Below are 15,367 nucleotides of genomic sequence, written 5' to 3' on the forward strand. Positions count from 1 at the left end.
GAATTGTATGATAATATAGTTTTGCACACAAATTTTTCGCTATTTGTGCGAATAATTTCTACAATAGCCGATGGAGAGGAAAAACCAGAGGTGCAATGCTTTATGGAGGATAAAATGAGCGTACAATTATTGGATAAAACTAGAAAAATAAACAAATTGCTGCACAATAATAATTCCAGCAAAGTTGTGTTTAATGACATTTGTGAGGTGCTGACAGAGATTCTTCTGTCCAACGTGCTTGTGGTAAGTAAAAAAGGAAAAGTGTTGGGAGTCAGTGCTTGTCCGGGCGTTCCGGAGATTAAAGAACTTCTGAAGGGAGAGGTCGGCGGACACATTGACGAGATGCTGAATGAGCGTCTCCTGAATATCCTTTCCACGAAAGAGAATGTCAATCTTCAGACACTAGGTTTTACACCGGAGATTGTGAAAGGGTATCAGGCGATCATTACTCCGATCGATATTGCGGGAGAGAGGCTTGGAAGTCTGTTCATTTACAAGAAAGATGCCTTGTATGAGATTGATGATATTATTCTCAGTGAATACGGTACAACAGTCGTGGGACTTGAGATGCTTCGCTCTGTGAATGAAGAAAGCGCTGAGGAGACCAGAAAGGAACAGATCGTACAATCCGCAATCAGTACTTTATCATTTTCTGAATTGGAAGCAATCATACACATTTTCGAAGAACTTGACGGCATGGAAGGAATTCTGGTTGCAAGCAAGATTGCTGACCGGGTGGGAATTACCCGTTCCGTGATCGTAAATGCACTTCGTAAGTTTGAAAGTGCGGGCGTGATCGAATCCAGATCTTCCGGTATGAAAGGTACTTATATCAAAGTCGCGAACGATTATGTTTTCAAAGAATTGGACAAGATCAAAAGAGAAAAAATGAAATAGAAAACAGAAGAGAAGGGTATCAGGAGTCTGATACCCTTTTTATCTCTCATTAACATAGATCACAATGAAAGGAGAAAGAAAAATGTACGACGGAGACAGAGCGGTCATTTCGATGATCCACAATTATCTCGAAGGCGGAAAGCAGGACGAGACGGTTTACAAATGCACAGTGATCGAGTATCAGAAAGAGATGGAGCAGCTTCATCTGCGGATGAGCACGGGAGAAATAACCGATATTTCTCTGGATGCAGTCTATGAATGCCGGATTCAGACCCTGAAAGGGGAAGCAGTCTGCAAAGGCGTGATCAAAGAGCGGTATGAGAACAGAGCCGGAATGATCTTGATTTTTCAGATTGTCAATGGATTTTATGAAATAAATATAAAGTAATTATAAAATTAAAAAAGGCATGTTGACAAATAGAAGTCGCAGTGCTATTTTATATCTAGACAGTTTTTAGCACTCAAATTTAATGAGTGCTAACAAAAATAGAAATCAAGGAGGAATTACAATGAGATTAGAACCTTTAGGTGACAGAGTTGTATTAAAACAGTTAGTAGCAGAAGAGACGACAAAGTCAGGTATCGTATTACCGGGACAGTCAAAAGAGAAACCGCAGCAGGCAGAAGTAATCGCAGTAGGACCGGGCGGAATGGTGGACGGTAAGGAAGTGACGATGAATGTGGCAGTCGGCGATCAGGTCATCTATTCTAAATATTCCGGAACAGAAGTAGAACTGGACGATGTTGAATATATCATTGTAAAACAGAGTGACATTCTTGCAGTAATCAAATAGTCAGCCGTATATGGCCTTTAGAAAAGAATTATTTTAAAACAGGAGTGATTGAAATGGCAAAAGAAATTAAATTCGGCGCAGAAGCCAGAAAAGCATTGGAAGCAGGTGTGAATCAGCTTGCTGATACAGTAAGAGTAACATTAGGACCAAAAGGAAGAAACGTAGTTCTGGATAAATCCTTCGGAGCACCGCTTATCACAAATGACGGTGTAACGATTGCAAAAGAGATTGAACTGGAAGATGCATTTGAAAACATGGGAGCACAGCTCATCCGTGAAGTCGCTTCCAAGACAAATGATGTTGCCGGAGACGGAACCACAACAGCTACCGTACTTGCCCAGGCTATGGTAAATGAAGGTATGAAGAACCTTGCAGCAGGGGCAAACCCGATTGTTCTTCGTAAAGGTATGAAGAAAGCAACGGACTGCGCTGTTGAAGCAATCCAGAAGATGAGCAGCAAAGTAAACGGAAGAGATCAGATCGCAAGAGTGGCTGCTATTTCAGCCGGTGATGATGAAGTAGGCGAGATGGTAGCAAGCGCTATGGAGAAGGTTTCCAACGACGGCGTTATCACGATCGAAGAATCCAAGACCATGAAGACAGAACTTGACCTGGTAGAAGGTATGCAGTTTGACCGTGGATATATTTCCGCATATATGTGCACCGATATGGAGAAGATGGAAGCAAATCTTGACAATCCATTCATTCTGATCACAGACAAGAAGATTTCCAACATTCAGGAAATCCTTCCGCTTCTGGAGCAGATCGTTCAGTCCGGAGCAAAACTTCTTATTATCGCTGAAGACATTGAAGGTGAAGCACTCACAACACTGATTGTGAACAAACTGCGCGGAACATTCAATGTTGTAGCAGTAAAGGCACCGGGATATGGCGACAGAAGAAAAGCAATGCTGGAAGATATCGCGATCCTGACAGGCGGACAGGTGATCTCAGAAGAACTTGGCCTTGATTTGAAGGAAGTTACCATGGATCAGCTCGGACGTGCTAAATCTGTAAAAGTTCAGAAAGAAAACACGGTAATCGTTGACGGTTTTGGCGATAAAGATGCAATTTCCGGAAGAATTGCACAGATCAAAGCCCAGATCGAAGAGACAACTTCTGACTTTGACAAAGAAAAACTTCAGGAAAGACTTGCAAAACTGGCAGGCGGTGTAGCTGTTATTCGCGTTGGCGCAGCAACCGAGACTGAAATGAAAGAAGCGAAACTCCGTATGGAAGATGCTCTTGCAGCTACCAGAGCAGCAGTAGAAGAAGGTATTATCGCAGGTGGCGGATCTGCATATATCCATGCAGCAAAAGAAGTTGCAAAGATGGCTGAGACATTGACAGGTGATGAGAAGACAGGTGCAGGCGTTGTCTTGAAAGCTCTGGAGGCTCCATTATTCCATATCGCAGCAAATGCAGGTCTGGAAGGTGCTGTTATCATTAACAAAGTCAGAGAAGCAGAACCAGGAAACGGATTCGATGCATACACAGAAGAATATGTTGATATGGTAAAAGCTGGAATTCTTGACCCGGCTAAAGTTACAAGAAGCGCACTTCAGAACGCAACAAGCGTAGCCTCTACATTGCTCACGACAGAATCTGTTGTTGCAAATATTAAAGAAGATGTTCCACCGATGCCGGCAGGAGGCGCAGGCGGAATGGGAATGATGTAATTCCCGTTTTGAATTATTTGTGAATTTTGAAAACTCCTCGTAAAGAGGAGTTTTCTTTTTGTAGGAAAAGTGATACAATGATAGAAATATACAAAAGGAAATTTGGAGGTAAGATATGGGTGATTATTATACCGAACAACTTGTGAAGCGGAACGCCCCCGCAAGCACGATTCTTGCAAAAGCAGCACTGATTTTGCTTACGGTTGTTTCAGTTGGGCTTGTTTTGATCATTCCGGTTGCTATCATTGCACCAATTATTTTGATTTGTTTGGACGTTTTCTTATTCCGCAGTATGGATGTGGAATTTGAATATCTGTTTGTCAACGGCGCTCTTGATATCGACAAGATTATGGCAAAGTCCCGCAGAAAAAAGGTTTTCACGATGGAATTAAATGAGATGGAAGTTCTTGCACAGGCAGGTTCAGCAGAACTTAGACCGTATCAGGGACTTAAGACAGTGGATTTCAGCTCTGGAAACCGGGATGCAAAGCAGTACGAGATGGTGATCGTTCAGAAGGGTGAAAAGAAGAGAGTGGTTTTTGAACCGAATTCAACGATTCTGGAAGGAATGAAGATGCTTGCACCTAGAAAAGTTTTTGTTTAGGGTTGACACAAGTGTAACATGTATTGTATGATAGCAGTTAAATCACAACAAAAGAAGCGAAAGAGAGGAAAAGGATAATGGGAAAGATTATCGGAGAAGGAATTACATTTGATGACGTACTCTTAGTACCTGGGTATTCAGAAGTGATTCCGAATCAGGTCGATTTGTCAACCTATCTGACAAACAAGATTAAGCTGAATATACCAATGATGAGTGCCGGTATGGATACAGTTACGGAACATAGAATGGCGATTGCGATGGCTCGTCAGGGTGGTATTGGTATTATTCATAAGAATATGTCGATTGAACAGCAGGCAGAAGAAGTAGACAAAGTTAAGAGATCTGAATATGGAGTAATCACGGATCCATTTTATCTCTCACCAGAACATACACTTGCGGATGCTAATGATCTGATGGCGAAGTTCCGCATTTCAGGTGTGCCGATCACAGAAGGAAGAAAGCTGGTAGGTATCATTACCAACCGTGATTTGAAGTTTGAAGAGGATTTTTCCAAGAAGATTAAAGAATCCATGACTTCGGAAGGGCTGATCACAGCACCGGAGGGCATTACCCTGGAAGAGGCTAAAAAGATTCTTGCGAAAGCACGCAAGGAGAAGCTTCCGATCGTGGATAAGGATTTCAATCTGAAAGGCCTGATCACGATTAAAGATATTGAGAAGCAGATCAAGTATCCGCTTTCTGCGAAAGATGCCAAAGGACGTCTTCTTTGCGGAGCAGCGATTGGTATTACTGCAAACTGTCTGGAAAGAGCGGAAGCACTCGTGAAGGCACATGTTGATGTTGTCGTGCTGGATTCTGCGCATGGACATTCTGCAAACGTGATCCGGACTGTCAAGATGATCAAAGAGGCATTCCCGGAACTTCAGGTTATTGCGGGAAATGTAGCTACAGGCGAAGCAACAAGAGCTCTGATCGAAGCAGGAGCCGACGCTGTCAAAGTAGGTATCGGTCCTGGATCAATCTGTACTACACGTGTCGTTGCAGGTATCGGTGTACCGCAGATCACAGCGGTTATGGATTGCTATGAAGCTGCAAAAGAATATGGGGTTCCGATCATTGCTGATGGTGGTATCAAGTACTCAGGAGATATGACAAAGGCAATTGCGGCAGGTGCGAATGTATGTATGATGGGAAGTATCTTTGCAGGATGCGATGAAAGCCCGGGAACATTCGAATTATATCAGGGAAGAAAATATAAAGTATACCGCGGCATGGGTTCTATTGCTGCTATGGAAAACGGAAGCAAGGACAGATACTTCCAGACGGATGCTAAAAAGCTGGTTCCGGAGGGAGTAGAAGGACGTGTGGCGTATAAAGGTTCTGTAGAAGACACCGTATTCCAGCTTATGGGCGGTCTGCGTTCCGGTATGGGATACTGTGGTGCTGCGGATATCGAGACACTGAAGACGACCGGAAGATTTGTGAAGATTTCTTCGGCTTCATTAAAGGAAAGTCATCCACATGATATCCATATTACTAAAGAAGCTCCGAACTACAGTGTAGATGAATAAAATGAGATGCCTCGGTGATGCCGGGGCATCTTTTATGTCTGTGCTTCAAAGGCTTAAGAAAAAAATAATGAAATATTCTGCTTTTGTTCGAACGAAATATGGTAAAGTAAAAGAATGAAGCTATAGAAAAAAGGTAGGGGCAGGAATGTTCGGCAAGAGGCGAAAGAGAAGAAGAAAAGAGAAGATATACAGGAACAGAGAAAGAGGATATACAAAGAAGCAGCAGATTCGGCTGCGGCACTATCTGAAGCTGGGCGTAGTTATCCTTGTTTTACTGATTTTGATTCTTTCTGTGATACGAATTGCAGGATGTATCCGCTCCGGGAAGTACTGGGAAAAAGAGGATGCAAAAATCGATGCGACAAAACCGGATATTGATGTGGAACTTTTGACTGTAAATGAATACTCCAGACCGGGGACGGAGACGGGAGAGATCCAGGGAATTGTGATCCACTATACGGCAAATCCCGGTGCAACGGCCATGCAGAACAGAGACTATTTTGAGGGCCTCAAAGATACGCATACCACGAAGGCAAGCAGTCATTTCATCGTTGGATTGGATGGAGAAATCGTGCAGTGTATCCCGACCTGGGAAGTGGCTTATGCCTCGAATTCGCGAAATGCAGATACAGTTTCGATCGAATGCTGCCATCCCGATGAGAGCGGGATGTTCAATGAGAAGACATATCGTTCCATGGTACAGCTCACGGCGTGGCTCTGCGAGAAGTTCGGGTTGGATGAAAATGACGTGATCCGACATTATGATGTGACCGGGAAAAACTGTCCGAAATATTTTGTGGAAAATGAAGATGCATGGGAACAGTTTAAGCTTGATGTGAAGACTGCGCTTGCAACTCCGAAAGAAGAATAATAAGATATTTGGGTTGATAAGAAATAATAAATTCTGTTATACTGAATCCATACATATGTACAGTGGTACAAGACAGGAAATGAGGAATACAATGAAGAATATGAATAAAAAAATGTTGGATTATAATATTGTTTTGATTGGATTTATGGGCGCAGGGAAAAGTACAGTTTCCGCTTACCTGAATAAAGAGTATGGTATGGAAGTGATCGAGATGGATCAGGTGATCGCAGAGCGTGAGAAGATGAGTATATCCGATATTTTTGCCGTACACGGAGAAGAATATTTTCGCAATCTGGAGACGAATCTTCTGATTGAGATGCAGTCTCAGACGAACAAAGTTATTTCTTGTGGCGGCGGTGTTGCCATGAAAGACCGCAACGTGAAAGAGATGAAGAAAAATGGAAGAGTTGTTCTACTTACGGCAGCCCCGGAGACGATTCTGGAGCGCGTGAAAGACAGTGATGACCGTCCCCTTTTGAATGGGCACAAAGATGTAGATTATATCGGCGGCCTGATGGAAGTGCGAAGACCCAAATACGAAGCAGCTTCAGATATCGTTGTAAGCACGGACCAGAAACGTGTTTCAGAGATCTGTGAAGAGATGATGCAGAAATTGAAGGAAATGGATGAGAAAGATGTTTAATATGTTTTACCCGGATGATTATGTGGCATCCACTTATGTGATTGATTTTGACAAGTTATATACAGAGGGTTACCGGGGGCTGGTTTTTGATATTGATAACACACTGGTTCCTCACGGCGCACCGGCCGATCAGCGAGCTATCCGACTGTTTGAAATGCTGAGAAGGATTGGATTTGATACTTGTCTGATTTCGAATAATCAAGAGCCGAGAGTGAAGCCTTTTGCGGAGAAAGTGGGAAGTAAATATGTCTATAATGCGCATAAACCTTCTACAAAGAATTACAAGAAAGCAATGGAACTGATGAGCACGGATGAGAAGAATACAATTTTCATCGGAGATCAGTTATTTACAGATGTATGGGGAGCAAAACGCACCGGAATCGAAAGCATACTTGTGAAGCCGATACATCCAAAAGAAGAAATTCAGATTGTTCTGAAACGTTATCTTGAAAAAATTGTTCTATATTTTTATAAAAGAGACAAAAAAAGAAACAGATAATAGAAAACAGCAAAGGAGTCTGCAGGAAGCAGGCTCTTTTGTTTTGTGTGTGTCCAGCGAAGCTGGACCACACTTGCCGGTGCAAGTCCGGTCACGGTAATCGCCAGTGAGCCGTGTAGCTAAACTCGGTGCGTTGTAGTAATACAGGGTGCTAAATGAGGGGCGGATGAAAGGTTCATCCGCCTACTCTACCAGAACTGAAGTTTCACCGGATAAAATACGGCCTTCGTATGTTACAAAAATAATATAGACAATATGTATAATTTTTATAGTATTTTTCTATAATTTATGTTATTGTAAAATAAAAAGGAAAGGTGGTAGGGTTTATGAATTTAAATCAGTTGTATTATTTTGCAACTCTGGCTCAAGTGGAACACTACACAAAGGCAGCTGAGATGCTTTCCATTACGCAGCCGAGTTTAAGCCATGCCATCAGTATGCTGGAACAGGAACTGGGAACCACTCTTTTTGAAAAGCGCGGAAGAAATGTTGCCCTGACAAAGTATGGAAAAGTATTTCGCGAATATGTGCAGGAATCGCTTTCTATTCTGGATTCAGGAGTCAAAAAGATGAAGGCTCTCACAAGTGAAACGAGTGGAATGATTGATTTGGCGTACATTTATACACTTGGAAGTGTTTTTGTACCACAGCTGGTCGGAGGTTTTTTAAATCAGCATGAAGGATGGGATGTGGAGTTCCATTTTCATGCAGGCAGTACGACAGATATTATCAAGGGACTAAAAGAAGAAAAGTATGATCTTGCACTTTGCTCGGGTAAAGAAGATGAACCGGAAGTTGTTTTCATACCTGTAGGTATGGAAAAATTAGTGGTTGTTGTACCCAAAGATCATGAATTGGCCGGCAGAGGAGCGATCACACTGGCAGAGACAGTGAAATATCCGCATATCTGTTTCCCGAAATCCTGTGGACTTCGTCTGATTATTGATGATCTTTTTGAAAAATCGAGTGGAATGCCGGAGATAGCTTACGAAATACTGGAAGACAATTCTATGGCAGGTCTTGTGGCACAGGGATTTGGAATTGCTGTAATGCCGGAAATACCGCTTTTAAAAAGTCTGGCTGTGGATGTATTGGAAATCAAAGAACCTTCTTACGAACGGTTTGTTTATATGGCGATAATGAAGAACAAGTATTTAGCTCCTATTGTAAAGCATTTTGCAGATTATGTGGAGAAATGCTACAAAGAGGAGGTTTCCAAGTGAGTGAGAGTTAGGTTGCCCGAATTGTCATTCTGTGATATATTTGTGTGTGACAGGAGGGAGAAGAATGAAGCCGCTTGAAATCAGAAATATAAGAATCGGAGAAGGAATCCCTAAAATATGTGTGCCGATCGTCGGGAAAACGAAGGAGGAGATACTGGGTGAAGCCGGAAAGCTTTCAGAAGTCCCGGCAGATATCGCGGAGTGGAGAGCAGACTGGTATGAGGACGTATTTGATGTGGAGAAGGTGAAAGAAGTTTTGAAGGAACTTCGTGCAATACTGAACGAAACACCGCTCCTTTTTACAATACGAACAGCAAAAGAAGGAGGAGAGAAGGATATCACACCGGAAATGTATGCGATGCTGAATTCAGAAGCAGCAAAAACGAAAGATGCAGATCTGATCGATGTGGAAGCGTTTCTGGACGCAGATCTGGTTCCGGGCCTGATTGAAGAAATTCACCGGTGTCATGGAAAGGTTATTGCATCCAACCATGATTTCGAAAAGACACCAAAGAAGGATGAGATCGTTCGGAGACTCTGTGCCATGCAGGAAGCGGGAGCAGATATCCTGAAGATCGCTGTTATGCCACAAAGCAGGGGAGATGTTATGACCCTTATGGAAGCAACGGTTGAGATGCACGAAAAGTATGCCGATCGTCCGATCGTTTCGATGTCCATGGGAGGCATAGGTGGTATCAGCCGGATCTGCGGAGAAATGTCCGGTTCAGCTATGACATTCGGTACAGCAGGAAAGGCATCGGCACCCGGGCAGATGAACGCAAGGGATCTGAGTAAAATTCTGAAAGTACTGCATGAAAATATGTAAAAGTTGCAACTGTTCATAAAAATACAAAAGTTTCGGTTGAAAAATACAGAGATTTATTATAGAATTATTAAAGTGAATGATTTAAGATGAAAAAGGAATGCCGTAGAGCATATATTAAGGAGGAAGTATACAATGGCAGTAAAATCAGCTGGTGAATTCAGAAATGGTATGACGCTGGAAATTGAAGGCAATGTATATCAGGTACTTGAGTTCTTACATGTAAAACCAGGAAAAGGTGCAGCTTTCGTTCGTACGAAGCTTAAAAACATCATCAATGGCGGTGTGGTAGAAAGAACATTCCGTCCGACAGAGACATTTGAGGAAGCATTTATCGAGAGAAAGAATATGCAGTATCTCTACAACGACGGAGATTTGTATTATTTTATGGACAACGAGACCTATGATCAGATTGCCATTAACGCAGAAACTGTTGGCGATTCCATGAAGTTTGTGAAAGAGAATGAGAACGTTACGATCAGCTCTTATCAGGGAAGTCCTTTCGCAATTGAGCCGCCGTTTACTGTAGAACTTGAGATTACAGAGACAGAGCCAGGCGTAAAGGGAAATACTGCTACGGGTGCTACGAAACCGGCTACTGTTGAGACTGGTGCACAGGTTATGGTTCCGTTGTTTGTCGATCAGGGTGAAAGAATTAAGATTGATACTCGTACAGGAGAGTATTTATCCAGAGCATAGGTTGAAGGATAGAAAGTACAGATATGAGTGTCTGGCATTTTTCACAAAAATCATAAGAATGTATATGCCGGAATTACGGATAAATCCCGTAGTTCCGGCATTTTTTCTTGTCAAAGCCTTTGGGGCTCATGAAAAATAGTACTTGAAAAAGGAAGAAAGGAAACGTATAATCAACTCACATACCTGTAAATCAGGTATTCTCATTCAGATGATGTTTTCTTTGACGGCTGCGCAGAGTTTCAGATTTTAGGAAAGGAGAACGTATGGAATATACGGATTTTGTAAAAGCAATGCACAGAGAAGTCAGAGGACAGATGGAGCCGGATGTGGCGGTGGAGATTCACACAGCAATTAAGAATAACAGTGCCCTAAGAACCGGGCTTGTGTTTATAAAAAAAGATGTCAACATTGCTCCGACGATCTATCTGGAAGAATTCTATGAACAGTATCTCGAAGGTGCCTCAGTCCAGGAAATGGCACAGACAATTCACTCAATCTATGAAAAAATCAGTTTGAAAAATTCCTATCCATATAACAATATTTTAAAATTTGAGAATATAAAAGACAAAATTGTTTATAAACTGATTCATAAGGAATCCAATCTGGAACTGCTTCGAGAGATTCCTTATGAGGAATATCTGGATCTTGCAGTTGTTTTTTATATTCTTCTGGATCATACCGGATTCGGACCGGCAACGATTCTGATTCGCAGTGAGCATATGCTTCGGTGGAATGTCACGAAGGAAGAAATCAGCCGGCTTGCGAAAGAGAACACGCCGAAACTGCTTCCGATGGATCTTGGTATTCTTGCGGACACCATGTACGTAGTGACGAACCAGACACGCAATCTTGGTGCAGCAGTCATGTTGTATCCGGACACCTGGGAGAAAGTTGCTGCTCTTATCGGAGAAGACTTCTATATCCTTCCCAGCAGTATTCATGAACTGATTGTAGTTCCGGAAAGCATTGGAATGAATCGGCTTCAGCTTGAGAATATGGTTGAGGAGATCAATCAGACGGAAGTGGAACAAGAAGAGATACTGTCCAATACGGTCTATCGATATATTCGTAAAGAAAAGAGGGTCATTTTCTAACGAAATATAAGATAACTGTGAATCTGGTCAGAATAGATTATGATTTTTCACTTGATTTTTAGAGATAATAGTGCTATATTAATTATTGTCTCTGTAGCTCAGTGGATAGAGCACCGCCCTCCGGAGGCGGGTGCGTCAGTTCGATTCTGATCAGGGACGTATAAGAGAACGGCAGGAGTACATGATTTGTTCCATGTATTTCTGCTGTTTTTTGTAATAGTGATGCCGCATTTTTGCATCTGACAAAACTTTCAATTTTTCGCTATTGACGCAGAAAATCTGCCGCGTTATCATGGGGGAGAACAAGGAGGTTTCTGATATGGCGGAAAAAGTGAGGAATCTCTGTCTCTGGTACTGGAAGCATCAGCGGGCGAATGTGATCGTTGGGATATTGCTTCTTGGACTGGCAGGGATGATGACCGTGTTTTTTCTGACGTATGAGGAAGAACCGCAGGTGATTCCGGTTCCCGCGATCGTGAGCGTTCAAGGATGCGAAGAGATGGAGACGAATCCACTTCGTGAGAGCAGGATGGAAGATGTGAATCAGGCGGTGGAAAAGTACTATGCCCGGATTGGAGAAAATGCAGATTATGTCGAGAATTACGAGAACCTTTATCTGTATATGAAAAACGGGCAATATGAAAATACCTATGTGGTATATGCGACCTATGAGATGAAGATCCGAGATATCTATACGCCGGTTCCGGGGCTGGGAACGCTCTATATAGAGAGGGAAGAGGACGGAACAATTAAAATCAGTGCAAGCGTAGATGAAGAGATCCAGAAATACATCGCACATATCACGCAGCATGAAGATGTACGGGGACTATTCAGGCAGATCGAAGAATCTTACGCCCGTGCTGTACATTCGGATGAAATGCTGGCGCAGGCACTGGGGGATTTACAAAGCGTGCTGAAATAAAATATTGCGCACGGGAGAAGATTCCCTTATAATAAAAACTGGTTTTGAAACAGATTTGAAAGACAGAGAGGAAGAAGAGTATGAAGAAAATCCTGGATCTTATAACAGAGGAACTGGAACAGGCGTTTGAGGAGGCCGGATATGAAAAAGAACTGGCGAAAGTGACGCTGTCCAATCGGCCGGATCTTTGCGAATACCAGTGCAACGGGGCGATGGCCGGAGCTAAAAAGTACCACAAAGCACCGATCATGATCGCGGAAGAGGTTGTGGCAAAGATTACAGGTGATGGAAGCATTCGCGAGGCAGAGGCTGTGAAGCCGGGATTTATTAATCTGAAAACGAATCCGGATTATATTGCCGGATATTTGAATGAAATGGCAAAAGATGATAAATTTGGCGTGGAAGAAGAGAAAAATCCGAAGACGATCCTGATCGATTACGGCGGACCGAATGTAGCAAAACCGCTGCATGTAGGACATCTTCGTTCTGCGATCATCGGCGAAAGTATTAAGAGAATTACCCGCTTCATGGGGAATCGTGTGACCGGAGATATTCACCTTGGCGACTGGGGATATCAGATGGGATTGATTATTACAGAGCTTAGAAAGCGTCAGCCAAATCTGCCGTATTTTGACGATGCGTTTACCGGAGAATATCCGGAAGAACCGCCGTTTACGATCGGTGATCTGGAGGAAATCTATCCTGCTGCATCCGCATATGCCAAGGAGCATGAAGACTATCGTGAGGAGGCTCTGGAGGCTACTTTCCAGCTGCAGAACGGGAAAAGAGGATACCGTGCAATCTGGAATCATATTATGAATGTATCTGTAGCAGATCTTAAGAAGAATTATGCGAATCTGAACGTGGAATTTGACCTGTGGAAGGGCGAGGCAGATGCGCAGAAATATATTCCGGATATGGTGCAGCGCCTGAAGGATGAAGGATATGCACATCTGGATGAGGGAGCACTTGTGGTGGACGTAAAGGAAGAGACGGATACGAAGGAGATCCCTCCGTGTATGATTCTGAAATCAGACGGTGCCGCGCTTTATGATACCACAGACCTTGCAACGCTGGTTGAAAGAGAAGAACTTTATCATCCGGATGAAGTGATCTATGTGGTTGACAAGCGTCAGGAACTTCATTTTATCCAGGTATTCCGCTGCGCGAAGAAGACCGGAATCGTGCGCGAGGATACAAAGCTTACGTTCCTTGGCTTCGGAACGATGAACGGAAAAGATGGAAAGCCGTTCAAGACCAGAGAAGGCGGCGTGATGCGTCTGGAACATCTGATCAAAGATATTACGGATAAGATGTATGAGAAGATTACCGACAATCGTACTGTTGCAGAAGAGGAAGCGGAGAAAACAGCGAAGATCGTGGGAATGTCTGCGATTAAATACGGAGATCTTTCCAATCAGGCTGCGAAGGATTATATTTTTGACGTGGATCGTTTCACTTCATTTGAAGGAAATACCGGTCCGTACATTCTCTATACGATCGTCCGGATCAAGTCGATTTTAAATAAATACAAAGAAAATGGAAATACGCTGGATGATACGAGGATTCTTGGCGCCGGAAGTGAGAGTGAGAAGGCTCTGATGCTGGAGGCTGCCAAATTTGGAAGTGTGATGGAAACAGCATATCAGGAGCTTGCGCCGCATAAGATCTGCGCGTATATCTATGATTTGGCAAATGCATTTAATCGTTTCTACCATGAAACAAAAATTCTGGCAGAAGAGGATAAGGCAAAACAGAAGAGTTATATTGGGCTTTTGAAACTGACAAGAGATATTCTGAATACCTGTATCGATCTGCTGGGATTTGAAGCACCGGAGAGGATGTAAAATAGAATAAAACTATTCGTAAGGTGGCTTGAATAAATACGAAAGAAGGAACATAAGGATGATGACAGAGAGATTATATTATGAAGACAGTCATATGGCTGAATTTGATGCGAAGGTCATTTCCTGCGAAAAGTCCGGGGAAAATTATGAGGTGGTTCTTGACAGAACTGCCTTTTTTCCTGAGGGAGGCGGACAGTCTGCCGATACCGGATTTTTGGAAGATATAAGAATCGTAGATGTTCAGGAAAAAAACGGAAGCATTTTTCATAAAGCTGAAGGCTACATTGAGCCGGGCAGTGAAGTAAAGGGAAGGATTGACTGGAAACAGAGGTTCACCAGGATGCAGCAGCATACAGGGGAGCATATTCTGTCCGGTTTGATCCATAAAAGATTTGGATATGATAATGTGGGATTTCACCTCAGTGATGAGATATGTACGCTGGATCTGAATGGCCCAATGACAAAGGAAGAAGTCAGAGAGATTGAAAATGCGGCGAATGAGGCTGTATTTGCCTGCATTCCGGTCGAGGTGTTATACCCGTCAAAAGATGAGCTTGCATCTTTGGAATACCGGAGCAAGATCGAGATCGAGGGTCAGGTCCGTATTGTGCGAATACCGGGGTATGATGTGTGTGCCTGCTGCGCACCGCATGTGGATAATACCGGTGAGATCGGTCTGATCAAACTGATTAGTGTCCAGAACTACAAAGGAGGAGTTCGGCTTACGGTGGTTTGCGGAAGACGTGCACTGGCAGATTATCAGGCGAAAGAAGACAGTGTAAAAGCGATCATGTTCAGCTTGTCCTCCAAGGAGGAATTGATAGCAGATGCAGTTGAGAAGTTGAAAGAAGAGACGAATGCATGGAAGATGAAACTGATAGAAGCCAGACGGGAGATGCTTGCAGGGAAAGTAACCGGCATAGAAGAAGGAAAAGCGTGTGTCTGCCTTTTTGAATCTGGTCTGGAGGGCAGTGAACCGCGTGAACTGATGAATCTGGTTCTGGACCGCAATGTGAAAGTATGCGGAGTATTTGCCGGGACAGATGATGTTGGATACCGCTATGTGATCGGAAGCCGCACGGAGGATGTCCGGCCTCTTGGAAAAGAGCTGAATCAGGCATTTGAAGGAAGAGGCGGAGGAAAACCGGAGATGGTTCAAGGGTCATTAAAAGGGGCTGCATCCGAAATAAAGGAGTACTTTATGAAAGTGCAGTAATGAAATTCTCATGAATTTCCTATT

The 15,367-nt window shown here is 43.1% G+C and carries 15 protein-coding genes, 1 tRNA gene and 1 pseudogene; all 17 read left to right on the forward strand.

Annotated features, from left to right (window positions below):
- The first annotated feature begins 114 nt into the window (after positions 1 to 114).
- On the forward strand, positions 115 to 897 hold the full coding sequence (gene codY / locus ACTNA4_RS00825; protein ID WP_427806390.1) for a GTP-sensing pleiotropic transcriptional regulator CodY: 783 nt from the start codon (positions 115 to 117) through the stop codon (positions 895 to 897).
- An 82-nt stretch (positions 898 to 979) separates the two neighbouring features.
- Positions 980 to 1,285 carry a hypothetical protein gene (locus tag ACTNA4_RS00830; RefSeq protein WP_427819205.1) on the forward strand — a complete coding sequence of 102 codons (306 nt, stop codon included), beginning with the start codon at positions 980 to 982 and terminating at the stop codon, positions 1,283 to 1,285.
- Between the two features lie 121 nt (positions 1,286 to 1,406).
- On the forward strand, positions 1,407 to 1,691 hold the full coding sequence (locus ACTNA4_RS00835; RefSeq protein ID WP_427806388.1) for a co-chaperone GroES: 285 nt from the start codon (positions 1,407 to 1,409) through the stop codon (positions 1,689 to 1,691).
- A 53-nt stretch (positions 1,692 to 1,744) separates the two neighbouring features.
- Positions 1,745 to 3,370 (forward strand): chaperonin GroEL, encoded by a 1,626-nt coding sequence (groL, locus tag ACTNA4_RS00840; RefSeq protein WP_427819207.1) that lies wholly within the window; start codon positions 1,745 to 1,747, stop codon positions 3,368 to 3,370.
- 115 nt (positions 3,371 to 3,485) lie between these two features.
- Entirely contained in the window at positions 3,486 to 3,974 is a 489-nt protein-coding gene (locus tag ACTNA4_RS00845; protein WP_441028156.1) for a DUF6106 family protein, read from the forward strand.
- Positions 3,975 to 4,051: 77 nt separating this feature from the next.
- Complete coding sequence (gene guaB, locus ACTNA4_RS00850; RefSeq protein WP_427806385.1) at positions 4,052 to 5,506, forward strand: IMP dehydrogenase; 1,455 nt, start codon at positions 4,052 to 4,054, stop codon at positions 5,504 to 5,506.
- A gap of 145 nt (positions 5,507 to 5,651) precedes the next feature.
- Complete coding sequence (locus ACTNA4_RS00855; RefSeq protein WP_427806384.1) at positions 5,652 to 6,377, forward strand: peptidoglycan recognition protein family protein; 726 nt, start codon at positions 5,652 to 5,654, stop codon at positions 6,375 to 6,377.
- Between the two features lie 85 nt (positions 6,378 to 6,462).
- Positions 6,463 to 7,020, forward strand: a pseudogene (locus ACTNA4_RS00860) (shikimate kinase); the annotation flags it as partial.
- Entirely contained in the window at positions 7,013 to 7,519 is a 507-nt protein-coding gene (locus ACTNA4_RS00865; RefSeq protein ID WP_441028225.1) for a YqeG family HAD IIIA-type phosphatase, read from the forward strand. The pseudogene ACTNA4_RS00860 and the gene ACTNA4_RS00865, both read left to right, overlap by 8 nt.
- 326 nt (positions 7,520 to 7,845) lie before the next feature.
- Complete coding sequence (locus ACTNA4_RS00870) at positions 7,846 to 8,742, forward strand: LysR family transcriptional regulator (protein WP_441015949.1); 897 nt, start codon at positions 7,846 to 7,848, stop codon at positions 8,740 to 8,742.
- Positions 8,743 to 8,806: 64 nt separating this feature from the next.
- Positions 8,807 to 9,568, forward strand: coding sequence for a type I 3-dehydroquinate dehydratase (aroD, locus tag ACTNA4_RS00875; RefSeq protein ID WP_427806382.1), 762 nt, complete (start codon positions 8,807 to 8,809; stop codon positions 9,566 to 9,568).
- Positions 9,569 to 9,700: 132 nt separating this feature from the next.
- On the forward strand, positions 9,701 to 10,264 hold the full coding sequence (gene efp, locus ACTNA4_RS00880) for an elongation factor P (RefSeq protein ID WP_427806381.1): 564 nt from the start codon (positions 9,701 to 9,703) through the stop codon (positions 10,262 to 10,264).
- 263 nt (positions 10,265 to 10,527) lie between these two features.
- Positions 10,528 to 11,358 (forward strand): DUF5688 family protein, encoded by an 831-nt coding sequence (locus ACTNA4_RS00885; RefSeq protein WP_427806380.1) that lies wholly within the window; start codon positions 10,528 to 10,530, stop codon positions 11,356 to 11,358.
- A gap of 87 nt (positions 11,359 to 11,445) precedes the next feature.
- Positions 11,446 to 11,517: transfer RNA gene (locus ACTNA4_RS00890), tRNA-Arg, on the forward strand.
- A 160-nt stretch (positions 11,518 to 11,677) separates the two neighbouring features.
- On the forward strand, positions 11,678 to 12,280 hold the full coding sequence (locus ACTNA4_RS00895) for a hypothetical protein (RefSeq protein ID WP_427806379.1): 603 nt from the start codon (positions 11,678 to 11,680) through the stop codon (positions 12,278 to 12,280).
- Positions 12,281 to 12,360: 80 nt separating this feature from the next.
- The gene (gene argS / locus ACTNA4_RS00900) at positions 12,361 to 14,127 is read left to right on the forward strand and encodes an arginine--tRNA ligase (RefSeq protein WP_427806378.1); all 1,767 of its coding nucleotides are present in this window, start codon (positions 12,361 to 12,363) and stop codon (positions 14,125 to 14,127) included.
- A gap of 61 nt (positions 14,128 to 14,188) precedes the next feature.
- Positions 14,189 to 15,343: an alanyl-tRNA editing protein gene (locus ACTNA4_RS00905; RefSeq protein WP_427806484.1), complete on the forward strand. Its 1,155-nt coding sequence runs from the start codon at positions 14,189 to 14,191 to the stop codon at positions 15,341 to 15,343.
- Positions 15,344 to 15,367 lie beyond the last annotated feature (24 nt).

This window comes from Bariatricus sp. HCP28S3_A7 (assembly GCF_052066375.1).
GTDB lineage: Bacteria > Bacillota > Clostridia > Lachnospirales > Lachnospiraceae > Allocoprococcus.